Source organism: Pseudarthrobacter sp. YAF2, from assembly GCF_052113345.1.
Taxonomy (GTDB): Bacteria; Actinomycetota; Actinomycetes; order Actinomycetales; family Micrococcaceae; genus Arthrobacter.
In genome coordinates this window covers 150,019-163,436 of sequence record NZ_JBFRDA010000001.1, presented here as the reverse complement: position 1 = coordinate 163,436, position 13,418 = coordinate 150,019, and the positions used below count along the sequence as shown (strand labels likewise).

Here is a 13,418-nt window from a genome sequence, read left to right as displayed (position 1 = left end):
GTGGCTGCCCGGCACGAGGTAGTGATCATCGGCGGCGGCAACGCCGGCATCTCGCTGGCGGCCAGGTTGCAGCGCTACGGCGTGAAGGACGTTGCGGTCATCGAGCCCAAGGACCACCATCTTTACCAACCTTTGTTCTCCCATATCGCGGGTGGGCGGGCGAAGGCCCAGGAGGCCATCCGGTCCCAGGAGTCGGTGACACCGCGGGGCGTCACCTGGATCCGGGACGCGGCGGTGGACGTGGACGCCAACGCCAACACGGTCACCCTGGAATCCGGGGCCACCGTTGGCTACGGGCAGCTGGTGGCCTGCCCCGGGCTCCAGTATGACTGGGACGCGGTGCCGGGGATGGCCGAGGCCGTTCACTCGCCGAACGGCGCATCCCACTACGATTTCGAGCTTGCCCCCAAAGCCTGGACGCTGCTCAGTGCCATGACCTCCGGCACCGCCATCTTCACCATGCCGGCGGGTCCCATCAAGTGCGGCGGGGCCGCCCAGAAACCCATGTACCTTGCCTGCGACTACTGGCGGGAACAGGGGGTCCTGGACAACATCCGCGTGGTGATGGTCCAGCCGTATCCCACCGTGTTCGGGGTTCCGGAAGTGGACCGGGAACTGGACCGGAAGATCGCCGAGTACGGGATCGAGCTGCGGACCAACAGCGAACTGATTGCCGTCAACGCCGGCGGGCGCAGGGCCACCATCCGCGACCATGCCGCAAACACCACCGACGACCTGGAGTATGACGTCCTCAACGCCGTCCCGCCGCAGTCGGCCCCGGACTGGCTCAAGGCCACGGACCTGCCGGCCGCCGGCGACTCCGGGGGCTTCGTGGAAGTGGACCGTCAGACGCTCCGGCACCTCCGCTACCCCAATGTGTGGTCCTTGGGCGACGCCGCGGGCACCACCAACTCCAAGTCCGGCGGGTCGCTACGCAAGCAGACCAAGGTGCTGGCCAGGAACCTGGTGGCTGCCCGGAAAGGCAAGCCGCTGCGGGCGAAATATGACGGCTACTCCGTGTGCCCGTTCACGGTGTCGCGGGACACCGTGGTCTTCGCCGAATTCGACGATCAGTACCGGATCAAGCCCACCATCCCACAGGTCCCCACCTGGAATGAAAGCAGGCTCTCCTGGATGGTGGACCGGGATCTGTTCCCGAAGATCTACTGGAACCTGATCCTCAAGGGCCGGGCTTAAAGCCCGCCTGTGAACCGACGCGCCATTCATCGGCAAGGATGGCGTAGACCAGTTCGGTGGCCCACAGGTCTTTGTAGAACCACTTGTCCACATGCCGCGCTTCCAGCCGCATCCCCAATCGCTGGCAGATGCCGGCGGAGGCGGTGTTGAGTTCGTCCAGCCGCGCCTCGATCCTGTGCAGGCCGAGCTCCCCGAAGCCCAGGTCCAGGACCGCCGCTGCCGCCTCGGTGGCGTACCCCTTGCCGCGCGCCTGCGGTGCCATCGACCAGCCCACCTCCGCCTGGCCGCGGCCCGGGAGCCACTTGAGCACCACTTCACCCAGGAGGCCCGCCTCCTCCTTGCCCTCGATGGCCAGGCAGATCCAGTCGCCCTCCTTTTCGTACACGAAGTTGGCGTACTTGCCCACAGACTCCATGGACTTGGTGTAGCTCTTGGCCAGCCCGGGCAGGAACCGGGCGGTCTCCGGCAGGCGATGGTAGGCGTGGAAGGCGTCCAGGTCGCTTCCTTCGAAGCGCCGCAGGACCAGCCGTTCGGTCCGGATGGGAAGGGATATCTCGGGCATGGATCGAGGCTACGCCACCGTCCCGCTGAAGAACGACGGCGGCAGTCACCCCCGCGGGCTGGGTTGGCTCTTGCTCCGCCGCACCGCCGGGAGTACGGTTCGCGTACGGCCTGCTGGCGCCCGTATTTTCACATGTCCCGTTCCCCGAAAGTGGTGGCCATAGTGAAGTCGGCAAACCTTTGGGCAGCCATCCTCGCGTTCGGCATGCTGCTGGCCGCAGCGTCGTGCACCTACCGGGACTCCACGGAGGACCCAACCCAGGCAGCGACCACGGCAAATCCCAGACCCAAAGTGCTCCGGCTCGGCACCCAGGACGATGCGAATGTGCCCACCCGCGGACAGATCGAGGAATTTGCCCGGCAGGTAGAAGACCTCTCGGGCGGGGGCTTGGTTATTGAACCGGTTTACAGGGCTGGAGGGGATGCTGAAGGAGGCTGGGACCAGCGTATCGCCAAGCGGGTGATAAGTGGTGACCTGGAGATGGCTGTCGTTCCTGCACGAACCTGGGACACGGAGGGCGTCCTGGCCTTCCGGGCACTCTCCGCACCCTTCCTGGTGACCTCCAGCGCCATGATCAGCGAGGTGGTCAAGCCGGATTATGCGCGCGGAATGCTGGCGGGCCTCAAGGATTCAGGTGTTTCGGGGTTGGTGCTGTTTCCGGACGGGCCTCGGGTGCTGTTCTCCTTTACCGTGCCAATCCTCACCTTGGCGGATATCAAGGGAATGGTGATCAGGGCTCCCCTGTCCGCCACTAATTACGCAGTCCTGGAGTCCCTTGGCGCGGTACCCAGGGACCTGGCTGACCAGGAATTCGGTGAAGAAGTTGAGTCCGGAACGGTAGGTGGCGCAGAATCGTCGATGGCCTACGCCTCGAATCTGCCGCGAGCCTTGAACAGGACCGGGCACGCTATCGCCACTGGAAACCTTGTCCTGCACTCGAAGATCAGCACCCTGGTGATCAATGACAAAGCAAAGGCGGCCCTGACAGAGGAGGAGCAGCAGGTTCTCCAGGAGGCAGCGGACGCCACCAGGGACTGGGCCTCCTCGCTCCTCTCACCGCTCTCAAGTGAGGCACGGAAGTACTGCGAGAACGGCGGCAAAGTGGTCTTGGCAACGGACCAGCAGATCGCGGCCTTCCGCGATGCAGCAGCCCAGGTCTACCGCGTCCTCGAACAGGACGCAGATACCAGGAACCTCATTGCACGGTTCCGTGATCTGGCCGCAAGAACACCGGGCGATCCTGCCGTTCAGCCATGCGACTTCGACACCTACTGAGGCCTGGAGGCGCTGCCGTCGAGGAATTTCCCGCGGTGAAGAGACTTCAGGAAGCAGCCGACCCGACGACGGCGGCCGTCGCCTCGGCGATCGCGCGTTCCTCGTCCGTGGGAACCACCAGGACGGGAATCGCGGAGGACGGCGTGGAAATCATGCGTGGTTCCTTTGAGCGCCCGGCGTTCAGGCCGGCGTCGAGCTCTATGCCCAAGGCGCCCAGCCGGTCCGCCACCAGAGCCCGGAACTGGGCGGAATTCTCACCAATGCCCGCGGTAAACACCACTGCCTTGGCCCCGCCCACTGCCACGTGGTAGCCACCGATGTACTTGGCCAGCCGGTATGACGCCACCGCCAGCGCCATGGAGGCTTTGGCGTCGCCGGCTTCGGCGGCTTCCACCACGGAGCGCATGTCGTTGTTGCCGGCCAGGCCCTTCAGCCCTGATTCCCGGTTCAGCATGGAGTCGATGTCCTCCGGCGTCCATCCGGCGCGTCCCAGGAACACCAGGATGGAGGGGTCCAGGTCGCCCGAGCGGGTGCCCATCACCAGGCCTTCGAGCGGGGTGAAGCCCATGGAGGTGTCCACGGACCGTCCGCCGCGGATGGCCGTCACGGAGGCGCCGTTGCCCAGGTGGGCGATGACGCCGTCGAACTCCTCCGTTGGGAGGTCCAGCAGTGCTGCTGTCCGGCGGGCTACGTATTCGTGCGAGGTGCCGTGGAAGCCGTACCGGCGGATCCCGTGGTTGGTATAGAGCTCATCGGGGACGGCGTAGCGCCAGGCATACTCGGGCAGGGTGCGGTGGAAGGCGGTGTCGAAGACGGCCACCTGCGGCATCGAGGGCCACTTTTTGGTGATGGCACGGATGCCCAGGACGTTGGCCGGGTTGTGCAGCGGCGCCAGCGGGTTGAGGCGTTCGATGGCGCGGGTGATCTCGTTGTCGATCAGCACGGGTTCGGCGAACCGCTCACCGCCGTGGACCACCCGGTGGCCCACCGCGCCGAGCTCGAGGTCGCCTAGTTCCTGGTGGATGGCCGCGTCCACCTGTTCCAGCGCCTCCGCATGATCCCGCGGACCCTCGATCCCGCCGTCACCGCCGCCGCCGTTGCCCATGCCGATCTTCTCGATCAGCCCCTCGGTGAGGACCGTCCCGGCGGCCACGTCGCGGACCTGGTACTTCAGGGAGGACGAGCCGGAGTTAATGACGAGCACGAGCATGCGGGGCCTCCTCAGCCTGGCGTCTGCAGTTCAAACCCCACTATAGGTGGCGCGCCTCATCGGCCTTTTCCTTGCGGATCGGACCCCGCTGTGCCTATGGTCGGCGGATAAGGCTGGACCACGCCGAGAGGACAATTCCATGACGAACGAGCCCACTTCGATCGACGAGAACGACCCCACCAACACGGGATCCAGCAGCACCGCCCCGCTCAATGCAGGCTCCGGTTCCGGCTCCGGGAAGAAGGACCCCACCGTTGTGGAGGGGGCCAACCCGGCCCTGGACGATACCGGCAACCTCAAGGCAGCCGAAACCGGTGAAGCGCCTGAGGCTCCGGAGAACACCGAGGACCTCGACCTGACCCCGCAGGGCCTCTCCGACGAACCCGCAAAGCAGGAGGACCCGGAGAGCCCCGCCAAACCGGACAACAGCTAGGCTTCCCTCAGCAAAGGTCGACGGCGGCACCCACCGGGGTGCCGCCGTCGACCTTTGTCAGGCCTGCGCCTGGATGGCGGTGATGGCCACGGTGTTGACGATGTCCTCCACGGTGCAGCCGCGGGAGAGGTCGTTGACCGGTTTCCGCAGCCCCTGGAGGACCGGCCCCACGGCGACGGCGCCGGAGCTTTGCTGCACCGCCTTGTACGTATTGTTGCCGGTATTCAGGTCCGGGAAGATGAACACCGTTGCCTGGCCGGCCACGGTGGAGCCGGGCATCTTGGACGCTGCGATGGAGGCGTCCACGGCGGCGTCGTACTGGATGGGCCCCTCCACCGCCAGGTCCGGCCGCCGGGCCCGCACCAGCTCGGTGGCTTGACGCACCTCGTCCACCGCCTCGCCGGACCCCGAGCCGCCGGTCGAATACGAGAGCATGGCCACCCGCGGCTCCACTCCAAACTGGGCGGCAGTCTCGGCCGAGGCCAGGGCAATGTCCGCCAGCTGCTCAACGTTCGGGTCCGGGTTCACGGCGCAGTCCCCGTACACCAGCACCCGGTCCGGCATGAGCATCAGGAACACAGAGGACACGATCTTCACGCCCTCGCGGGTCTTCACGAACTCCAGGGCGGGCCGGATGGTGTGCGCGGTGGTGTGCGCGGCGCCGGACACCATGCCGTCCACCACGCCCAGCTGGACCATCATGGTGCCGAAGTAGCTGACGTCCTGCATGATTTCCAGTGCCTTGGCCAGGTCAACGCCCTTGTGGGCCCTCAGCTCGGCGTACTTCTCCGCGAACTTCTGCCGCAGCTCGGAGGTTGCAGGATCGATGACGTTGATACCGGACAGGTCGATGCCGTTGGCTGCTGCCAGCTCGCGGACGTCGGACTCAGGCCCGAGGAGGGTGAGGTCGCAGACGTCCCGCCGGTGCAGGATCTCCGCCGCGCGCAGGATGCGGACGTCCGTGCCCTCCGGCAGGACCACATGGCGGCGCTGGGCCCGGGCGCGCTCGATGAGGTCGTGCAGGAACCGCAGCGGGGTCATCCGTTCCGCCCGCGGCAGGTGCAGGCGCTCCACCAGTTCGGCCTCGTCCACCCTACGGGACCAGAGGCCCAGCGCGGAGGCCACCTTGCGGCGGTGCCCGGACCAGATCTCGCTGCGGACCTCGGAGACCCGGCGGGCGGTCTGGTAGGTGTCGTCTTCGGTGGCGAACACCGGGAACGGCGCCTGCGCCAGGAGCGGATAGATGTTGGCGTCCGGTGCCAGGCCGCCGGTGAGGATCAGCGCTGAGGCCACGGGAAACTCGGGTGAGAAGGAGGATGCCAGGCAGGCCACCATCACATCAGCCCGGTCCCCCGGCACGATCACCAGGGCGCCTTCATCCAGCACGTTCAGGAAGTTGCCCACGTTCATCGCGGCTACTTTGATGTCCTTGACGTCGCGTTCCATGTCCGGGATTCCGGCGATCTGCCGGACACGCAGGGCCGTTGCCACCTCGCCCGTGGTGGGCCGGGCGATCTCTTCCAGTTCGGGCAGGATGTACACGGGCCGGCCGGAGGCTCCCGGTTTCAGCGCCGCCGCGATGGCGTCCAGGTCTTCGGCGTCGGCCCTGTTGACCATGATGGCCAGCAGCGAGCACCGTTCGGCGGCAAGTTCCTTGCGGGCAACTTCGACGGCGGCGGCAGTTTCGGCGACAGTCCGCCCTTTGGCCCCCACCACGGCCACCACGGGCGTGGCCAGGTTGTTGGCCAGCCGGGCATTGAGGTCGAACTCGACGGCGGAGTCCTGGCCCACCAAGTCCGTCCCCTCCACAATCACCACGTCGCAGTGCCGGGCGATGTCCGCGAAGATTTCAACGCACCTGGCATCAATCTCGGCCCGGTTTCCTTCCGCGAGAAGCCCACGGACTTCCGCATACGTCAGGCCGCCGCGGCACCGCTCATCCTGCAGCGCGAAGCGGGCTTTCATCAGCGCCACCATGGGGTCATCCGCGGACGAGGGGCCGTGGACCACCGGTTTGAAGAAGCCGATCCTGTCCGCATGCCGGTGCAGGGTGTCCGCCAGGCCGAGCGCCACCAGGGACTTGCCCGAGCCGGGGGTGGTTGCGCTGACGTAGATGCCTTTGGCCATGGTCCGCCCTTTGCTGTTCTTGCTGGTGCCGGTCCTCCCATCCTTGCACTTCGCGGCAACGTGATGGGCACCCCGACCCCCATCGACTGCTCCGTAACTGCCGTTTTCAGCCCCCAAAAAGGCAGATAGGGAGCTGTCGATGAATCTGGCGGGCGGCCGCCGCCGTGCGCTACGGCCCTTGACACCGGACCCCCTCATGGGATTACCTAATGAACATTCGGTAAATAAAGCTGGAGGCAATGACGCATGGCTGAAGCAGCACTTTCCGGGGCCCCCCACCCCCTCCTGGACAACGACTATGCCTCCGAATGGATGGGCATCGAGGTCCTCGGCCTCAGCGACGGGCACGCCACCATCCGGATGACGCTCCGGCAGGAAATGCTCAACGGCTTCGGCATGGCCCACGGCGGAATGATCTTCGCCTTCGGCGACACCGCTTTCGCCCTCGCGTGCAACCCCATCCAGCCCGCACCGGGCGAGGAAAACAACATCACTGTGGCGTCCGGCGTCGACATCAACTTCCTCAAGCCCGCCTTCCGCGGCCAGGTGCTCACCGCCGTCGCGGACCGCCGCTCAAGTGCCGGGCGCAGCGGCCTGTACGACATCCAGATCTTTGCCGCCGATGCCGCCCCGGCCTCCGAAACCCAGCCCAGCTCCCCGGGCGAACTCATCGCCGAGTTCCGCGGACGCAGCCGCACCATCCCCAAGAAGTAGGACAACCATGACCCTGCATGCCCCCGAAACCCCCACTCCCGCAGCCGCCGGCATCGACCCCGGCCTGGACCGCGAGGAAACCATCTCCCGCGATGAGCTCGAGGCCCTCCAGCTCAGCCGCCTGCAGCACACGGTGGCCTACGCCTACGACCGCGTGCCCCTGTACAAGCGCAAGTTCGACGACGCCGGCATCCACCCCAGCGACCTGCGCGAACTCGAGGACCTGGGCAACTTCCCCTTTACCACCAAGGACGACCTGCGCGCCGAGTACCCGTTCGGCATGTTCGCGGTCCCGCAGGCAGAAGTGGCCCGCATCCACGCCAGCTCGGGCACCACGGGCCGGCCCACCGTCGTCGGCTACACCAAGCAGGACCTGGCCGACTGGGCCAAGCTGGTGGCCCGCTGCTTCCGCGCCGCGGGCATCCGCCCGGGCATGAAAGTCCACAACGCGTACGGCTACGGCCTGTTCACCGGCGGCCTGGGCGCACACGCCGGTGCCGAGGCGCTGGGATGCACGGTCATCCCCATGTCCGGCGGCCAGACCGAACGCCAGATCCAGCTGATCCAGGACTTCAAGCCGGACGCCATCCTGGCCACCCCCACCTACCTGCTGACCATCGCCGACGCCATGGCGCACATGGGCATCGACCCCGCCTCCACCTCGCTGAAGTTCGCCGTCCTCGGTGCCGAGCCCTGGACCCAGGAGATGCGGCACGAGCTCGAGGTGATGATGAACATCAAGGCCTGCGACATCTACGGCCTGTCCGAGGTCATGGGCCCGGGCGTCGCCGGCGAGTCCGTGGAGACCCAGGACGGCAGCCACATCTGGGAGGACCATTTCCGGCCCGAGATCATCGACCCGTTCAACCCGGTCGCCGGCAAGGAGAACGTCCTGCGCGACGGCGAACACGGCGAGCTGGTGTTCACCTCCCTCACCAAGGAAGCGCTGCCGATCATCCGGTACCGCACCAAGGACCTCACCCGCCTGCTCCCGGGCACCGCCCGCCCCGCCCACCGCCGCATGGGCCGCATCACCGGCCGCAGCGACGACATGATCATCCTGCGCGGCGTGAACCTCTTCCCGTCCCAGATCGAGGAAATCGCACTCCGCATCCCCGAGCTCAGCCCGCACTTCCAGCTCGAGCTCACCCGGCCTGAGGGCCAGAGGATGGACCAGCTCACCGTCCGGATCGAGCGCCGGGACACGGTCTCCGTTGAACAGAGCACGACGGCGGCACGCACCTTGAAGGAGCAGATCAAGATCCACGTGGGTTCTTCATGCACGGTGGACGTGGTGGAGCCGGGCGCACTTGAGCGGTCCAACGGCAAGCTGCGCCGCATCTACGACCTCCGGCCCAAGGCCTAGGTTTCCGTGGTGCTGCGCCGTGCCCGGACTTACCGACCGTTCGTGAGAAACTAGCGATTATGCCCAGCGCCAGCAGAACTGCCAGCACCACCGATACCCCGCCCGTCAACGGCACCAAGCGCGGCCGCCCCGGCTACGACCAGCAGTCAGTGCTGCGCATTGCCGTCGATGTCTTCAACCGGCACGGGTACGACGCCACGTCGATGGGCATCCTGGCCGAGAACCTGGGCATCTCCAAGTCCGCCATCTACCACCACGTGCCGTCCAAGGGCGACCTCCTCAAGCTCGCCCTGGACCATGCACTGGGCGGACTCGAGGCCATCCTGGAGCAGCCCGAGGCCACCTCCGGGGCGGCCGACGCCCGGCTCGAGTTTGTCCTCCGGCAGACGGTGGCCGTGCTGGTGGAGCGCCTGCCGTTCGTCACCTTGCTGCTGCGCCTCCGCGGCAACACGGACATCGAGCGGGACGCCCTGGAACGGCGCCGGACCTTCGACCATAAGGTGGCCGGCCTGATTTCGGCTGCCCGCGACGAGGGATCGCTGCGCGCGGACATCGACCCCCGCACCGTCTCGCGCCTCCTGTTCGGCATGATCAACTCCATTGTGGAGTGGTACAAGCCGGGCGGTTCCCTCTCGCCGCAAAAACTGGCCGACGACGTCATCACCATGGCGTTCGACGGCCTGCACAGCGAAGGATAGGAGGCCGCTCCGGCACGCACGCCGTCGATAATAAGCGTGCTTGGTATTTCTCCGGCTCCCCCGCTACGGTGGTAGGAAGCCACCACCCGCTGGAAGGAAATGAAGATGAGCCACTCCAAGAAGGAAGAGCCCGAGGCAGGATTCATCATTCCGGATCCCTCGAAGCTCCGCGAAGATATTCCAGGTGACTCCGGCGACGAGGCCAACGCAATCCGCTTCAGCGAAGAGCAGGCCCTGATCGAGGAACAGTCCCACGGCATCCGCCCGGATACGTACAGCGTCCCGCCGGGCGGCCCCACCATGGAGGAGGCCCGCGGCAACATGGACCTTTCCGACCGCAGCGACGACGACGGCCACGGTACCGGCCGCGAGGATGACAGCAGCGACGACGGCCTGCACGGCGGCGCCGAGAACTGACCGCAAGGTTCCACCACAGGCAGCAGGGGTGCCCCGATCCGGCCGGGGCACCCCTGCTGCTGTTTGCGCTTGATCGCGCTTGCCTAGACCTGGTATTCCGGATTGGCCGCGAGGCTCTGGTGGACGCAGAGGATGTTGTGCTCGGTGTCCATGAACCATGCGCATTTTTCGGATTCCGTGGTGCAGATGTGGTTTTCCGTCCTCAGGGTGGGAAGGTCGTAGTCCTGGAACGTCACGCCCCTGGCCTCCATGTCACGGACGGCTCCCTCAATGTCGGCAACCTCGAAGCTCAGCGCCGTATGCTCGGAGTGCTTGCCATCGGAAACCGGCATCAGCTGCAGCATGGGGCCGCCGTCGGTGCCGAGTAATTCGCTTCCATCGTCTGTCATTCCGCGGTGCGGGAGTCCGAGCTTTTCGGTGTAGAAGCTGCGGGCGCGGGCTGCATCATCGACTGGCAGGATGGTCGTGGCTGTGCTCATTCTAAGGTTCATGTGGCCACCTCCTACGGGCAGAATCTTACGCCCGGCCGGCCCAAAAAGCCCCGGCCCAACAACGCCCGCTCACCTTTGACCACCAAAGGCTAAACGCCCGCTCACCTTTCACCCCCAAAAGCTAAACGCCCGCTCACTTTCCCGAAAGAAGTGAGCGGGCGTTTAGAGATACGCTGCCAAAGGTGAGCGGGCGTTGCGGGCTACTTTTCGACGAGGGTGAGGACGTCGTAGGTGGCCACGATCTCGTCGTTCTGGTTGGTCAGGACCGCGTCCCAGGCCACCTCGCCGTACTCATCCGTTTCGCGCGGGGTGATCTTCTTGGCGGTCAGGGTCACCCGGATCGAGTCACCCGCAGCCACCGGGGTAAGGAAACGGGCCTTCTCCAGGCCGTAGTTGGCCAGCACGGGGCCCGGCGCCGGTTCCACGAACAGTCCCGCGGCCCAGCTGAGCAGCAGGTAGCCGTGCGCCACGATGCCAGGGAAGAACGGGTTGGCCTCCGCTGCTTCCTGGTTGGTGTGGGCGTAAAAAGTGTCGCCTGTGGACTCCGCAAAGGCGCTGATGTCCTCCAGCGTGACCTGCCGAAGGTCCGAGCGGACGGCGTCGCCGATCCTGAGCGTGGAGAGGGACTTCCGGAACGGGTGTGCGCCTTCGGTGTCCGCCGTGAAGTTGCGGTCCGCCCCCGTGTGCCAGACGCCGGTGACGGCGGTGAGCATGTTGGGCGAGCCCTGGATGGCGGTGCGCTGCATATGGTGCAGCACGGACCGGATACCGCCGAGTTCCTCGCCGCCGCCAGCGCGCCCCGGGCCACCGTGGACCAGATGCGGCACGGGCGAACCGTGGCCTGTGGACGAACGTGCGTCTTCCCGGTTGAGCATCAGGACGCGGCCGTGGTGGGCCGCAATTCCGGTGACCAGTTCGCGGGCCACGTCGGGATCGTTGGTGCAGACTGAGGCCACCAGGGAGCCGCCACCTCGGGCGGCGAGGCGGACGGCGTCGGCCAGGTCCCGGTAGCCGATCACGGACGATACCGGCCCGAACGCTTCGAGCGAGTGGATCGCCTCCGCCTCAGGGTTGTCCCAGTTCAGGACCACGGGGGCCATGAATGCCCCGCCCTCCACTACCCCGGTGGTTCCGTCGGCTGAGGTGACCGACGGCGAATCGAGGGTTCCGTACGCAAGCTCACCGCCGGCGTCGAGCATGGACTGCACGGCCGCACGGACGTCCTCCAACTGCTCCACGGAGGCCAGGGCACCCATGGTGACGCCCTCGCCGCGCGGGTCGCCCAGGACGATGCGCTCCGAGATGCGCTTGCCGATCGCGGCGGAGACGGCGGGAACCAGCTCCTGTGGCACGATGGCACGGCGGATGGCGGTGCACTTCTGGCCGGCCTTGACGGTCATTTCGGTAACTACGGACTTGACGAACGCATCGAATTCCGGGGTTCCCTCCACCGCGTCCGGGCCGAGGATGGCAGCGTTCAGGGAGTCCGTCTCGGACGTGAAACGGACGCCGCCCTCCACCACGTTCGGGTGTGCCTTCAGCGACTTTGCGGTGGACGCCGAGCCGGTGAAGGCGACGAGGTCGCGGTAGTCCAGGACGTCCAGCAGCCCGCGGACAGAGCCTGAAATCAGCTGCAGCGACCCCGCCGGCAGGATGTTGGATTCAACGATGGCCTTGACCACGGCTGCGGCGACGTAGCCGGTGGGGGTGGCCGGCTTGACGATGGTTGGAACGCCGGCCAGGAAGGCGGGGGCGAACTTTTCCAGCATGCCCCAGACCGGGAAGTTGAAGGCGTTGATCTGCACGGCAACGCCGGGAATGCGGGTGTAGATGTGCTCGCCGGCGAAGGACCCGTCTTTGGACAGCACCTCCATGGGGCCGTCAACCACTACCTGGGAGTTAGGCAGTTCGCGGCGTCCCTTGGATCCGAAGGTGAACAGGACGCCGATGCCGCCATCGATGTCCACCATGGAATCGATCCTGGTGGCGCCGGTCTGGAACGAGAAGCCGTAGAAGTGCTCGCGGCGGGCGTTCAGGTACTGGGCCAGTTCCTTGAGCTTGAGGGCGCGCTGGTGGAAGGTCAGCTTGCCGAGTTCCGCCTGGCCGGTGGTGCGGCCGTACTCGACGACGGCGGCCAGGTCCAGGCCCTCCGTGCTGACCTTTGCCAGGATCTCCCCGGTGCTCGCGTCCCGGACGGGCACCGCGGAAGCCGACGAGCCGGCGTCGGGCGTCCACCAGGCATCCCTGACGAAGCTGGGCACTGTCTCCACGGTGTCGACCGTGGCCTGGGGAGCTGTGGCTGTGGTGGTCATCGTTGACGGGTCCTTCCAACACGGGGGCAGGCGAACAGCAGGCATTACTGACCGTCCGTTCGGTAATATATTCACCATACATGAAGAGCCATGCCGCACACTAGAAGGCCAGGACTGAAATGGCCACCCAAAGGAGAACGTATGAGCGCCCAGCACGAGGATTCCGGCGACAACCAGCCATCGCAGCATGAACTGTGGAAGATCACCCTGGGCGAGCTGGACGAAAAGATGGGTGTGAAGATCCTGGAGGAGTCCGTTGAGCGGGTGGTGGCCACCATGCCGGTGGAGGGCAACCGGCAATCCTTCGGCCTCCTGCACGGCGGCGCCTCATTGGCCGTCGGCGAGGCCGTGGGCTCCTGGGCCGCCGTGATCCACGCCAGCACCATGGGCAAGACCGCGGTGGGAGTGGACGTCTCCGCCACCCACCACCGTTCCGCGCGGGAGGGACAGGTGACCATCACGGCCACGCCCATTCACCTGGGCGGCACGCTGACCACGCACGAGGTGCTGATCACCAACGAGGCGGGCCAGCGGCTCTGCACCCTGCGCATCACCAACCTGCTGATGCGCCGCCACAAGTAACGTGGTTGAGCCCGCACGCCCGGTGGTTGAGCCT

Annotated in this window: 13 protein-coding genes; 8 read left to right on the top strand and 5 right to left on the bottom strand. The window is 66.4% G+C overall.

Annotated features, from left to right (window positions below):
- Positions 1 to 1,197, top strand: a complete 1,197-nt coding sequence (locus AB4Y79_RS00745) for an NAD(P)/FAD-dependent oxidoreductase (RefSeq protein WP_441857809.1) — start codon at positions 1 to 3, stop codon at positions 1,195 to 1,197.
- Here AB4Y79_RS00745 and AB4Y79_RS00740 read toward each other — a convergent pair.
- Positions 1,181 to 1,759 carry a GNAT family N-acetyltransferase gene (locus tag AB4Y79_RS00740; protein WP_441857807.1) on the bottom strand — a complete coding sequence of 193 codons (579 nt, stop codon included), beginning with the start codon at positions 1,757 to 1,759 and terminating at the stop codon, positions 1,181 to 1,183. The genes AB4Y79_RS00745 and AB4Y79_RS00740 overlap by 17 nt on opposite strands.
- Positions 1,760 to 1,891: 132 nt before the next feature.
- Here AB4Y79_RS00740 and AB4Y79_RS00735 point away from each other — a divergent pair, with 132 nt between their 5' ends.
- Entirely contained in the window at positions 1,892 to 3,034 is a 1,143-nt protein-coding gene (locus AB4Y79_RS00735) for a TRAP transporter substrate-binding protein (protein WP_441857805.1), read from the top strand.
- 46 nt (positions 3,035 to 3,080) lie between these two features.
- Here AB4Y79_RS00735 and AB4Y79_RS00730 read toward each other — a convergent pair whose 3' ends face one another.
- Positions 3,081 to 4,244, bottom strand: coding sequence for an acetate kinase (locus AB4Y79_RS00730; RefSeq protein ID WP_441857802.1), 1,164 nt, complete (start codon positions 4,242 to 4,244; stop codon positions 3,081 to 3,083).
- Between the two features lie 139 nt (positions 4,245 to 4,383).
- Between AB4Y79_RS00730 and AB4Y79_RS00725 the strand changes: the two genes are divergently transcribed.
- A complete protein-coding gene (locus AB4Y79_RS00725) occupies positions 4,384 to 4,677 on the top strand; it encodes a hypothetical protein (protein ID WP_441857800.1) in 294 nt (97 codons plus the stop codon).
- Positions 4,678 to 4,734: 57 nt separating this feature from the next.
- On the opposite strand, the gene pta is transcribed toward AB4Y79_RS00725, so the two are convergent.
- The gene (gene pta, locus AB4Y79_RS00720) at positions 4,735 to 6,804 is read right to left on the bottom strand and encodes a phosphate acetyltransferase (RefSeq protein WP_441857797.1); all 2,070 of its coding nucleotides are present in this window, start codon (positions 6,802 to 6,804) and stop codon (positions 4,735 to 4,737) included.
- A gap of 246 nt (positions 6,805 to 7,050) precedes the next feature.
- Here pta and AB4Y79_RS00715 point away from each other — a divergent pair, with 246 nt between their 5' ends.
- The 4 genes from AB4Y79_RS00715 (at position 7,051) to AB4Y79_RS00700 (ending at position 9,999) form a co-directional block, all read left to right on the top strand.
- Positions 7,051 to 7,518 carry a hotdog fold thioesterase gene (locus AB4Y79_RS00715; RefSeq protein ID WP_441857794.1) on the top strand — a complete coding sequence of 156 codons (468 nt, stop codon included), beginning with the start codon at positions 7,051 to 7,053 and terminating at the stop codon, positions 7,516 to 7,518.
- A 7-nt stretch (positions 7,519 to 7,525) separates the two neighbouring features.
- Entirely contained in the window at positions 7,526 to 8,884 is a 1,359-nt protein-coding gene (gene paaK, locus AB4Y79_RS00710; protein ID WP_441857791.1) for a phenylacetate--CoA ligase PaaK, read from the top strand.
- A gap of 59 nt (positions 8,885 to 8,943) precedes the next feature.
- Entirely contained in the window at positions 8,944 to 9,582 is a 639-nt protein-coding gene (locus AB4Y79_RS00705; protein WP_441857788.1) for a TetR/AcrR family transcriptional regulator, read from the top strand.
- Positions 9,583 to 9,687: 105 nt separating this feature from the next.
- Positions 9,688 to 9,999, top strand: coding sequence for a hypothetical protein (locus tag AB4Y79_RS00700; RefSeq protein ID WP_441857786.1), 312 nt, complete (start codon positions 9,688 to 9,690; stop codon positions 9,997 to 9,999).
- A gap of 83 nt (positions 10,000 to 10,082) precedes the next feature.
- Here AB4Y79_RS00700 and AB4Y79_RS00695 read toward each other — a convergent pair whose 3' ends face one another.
- Together AB4Y79_RS00695 and paaZ are read right to left on the bottom strand one after the other, a co-directional pair.
- Complete coding sequence (locus tag AB4Y79_RS00695; RefSeq protein ID WP_441857783.1) at positions 10,083 to 10,478, bottom strand: VOC family protein; 396 nt, start codon at positions 10,476 to 10,478, stop codon at positions 10,083 to 10,085.
- A gap of 212 nt (positions 10,479 to 10,690) precedes the next feature.
- Positions 10,691 to 12,802, bottom strand: coding sequence for a phenylacetic acid degradation bifunctional protein PaaZ (gene paaZ / locus AB4Y79_RS00690; RefSeq protein ID WP_441857780.1), 2,112 nt, complete (start codon positions 12,800 to 12,802; stop codon positions 10,691 to 10,693).
- Between the two features lie 141 nt (positions 12,803 to 12,943).
- On the opposite strand from paaZ, the gene AB4Y79_RS00685 reads away from it, so the two are divergent.
- Positions 12,944 to 13,384, top strand: coding sequence for a PaaI family thioesterase (locus AB4Y79_RS00685; protein ID WP_441857777.1), 441 nt, complete (start codon positions 12,944 to 12,946; stop codon positions 13,382 to 13,384).
- Positions 13,385 to 13,418: the final 34 nt, after the last annotated feature.

Bases quoted from the DNA above. Each gene is read 5' to 3' on its own strand.
- AB4Y79_RS00740 (WP_441857807.1), bottom strand. From the start codon at position 1,759: ATGCCCGAGATATCCCTTCCCATCCGGACCGAACGGCTGGTCCTGCGG.
- AB4Y79_RS00735 (WP_441857805.1), top strand. From the start codon at position 1,892: ATGTCCCGTTCCCCGAAAGTGGTGGCCATAGTGAAGTCGGCAAACCTT.
- AB4Y79_RS00730 (WP_441857802.1), bottom strand. From the start codon at position 4,244: ATGCTCGTGCTCGTCATTAACTCCGGCTCGTCCTCCCTGAAGTACCAG.
- AB4Y79_RS00725 (WP_441857800.1), top strand. From the start codon at position 4,384: ATGACGAACGAGCCCACTTCGATCGACGAGAACGACCCCACCAACACG.
- pta (WP_441857797.1), bottom strand. From the start codon at position 6,804: ATGGCCAAAGGCATCTACGTCAGCGCAACCACCCCCGGCTCGGGCAAG.
- AB4Y79_RS00715 (WP_441857794.1), top strand. From the start codon at position 7,051: ATGGCTGAAGCAGCACTTTCCGGGGCCCCCCACCCCCTCCTGGACAAC.
- paaK (WP_441857791.1), top strand. From the start codon at position 7,526: ATGACCCTGCATGCCCCCGAAACCCCCACTCCCGCAGCCGCCGGCATC.
- AB4Y79_RS00705 (WP_441857788.1), top strand. From the start codon at position 8,944: ATGCCCAGCGCCAGCAGAACTGCCAGCACCACCGATACCCCGCCCGTC.
- AB4Y79_RS00700 (WP_441857786.1), top strand. From the start codon at position 9,688: ATGAGCCACTCCAAGAAGGAAGAGCCCGAGGCAGGATTCATCATTCCG.
- AB4Y79_RS00695 (WP_441857783.1), bottom strand. From the start codon at position 10,478: ATGAGCACAGCCACGACCATCCTGCCAGTCGATGATGCAGCCCGCGCC.
- paaZ (WP_441857780.1), bottom strand. From the start codon at position 12,802: ATGACCACCACAGCCACAGCTCCCCAGGCCACGGTCGACACCGTGGAG.
- AB4Y79_RS00685 (WP_441857777.1), top strand. From the start codon at position 12,944: ATGAGCGCCCAGCACGAGGATTCCGGCGACAACCAGCCATCGCAGCAT.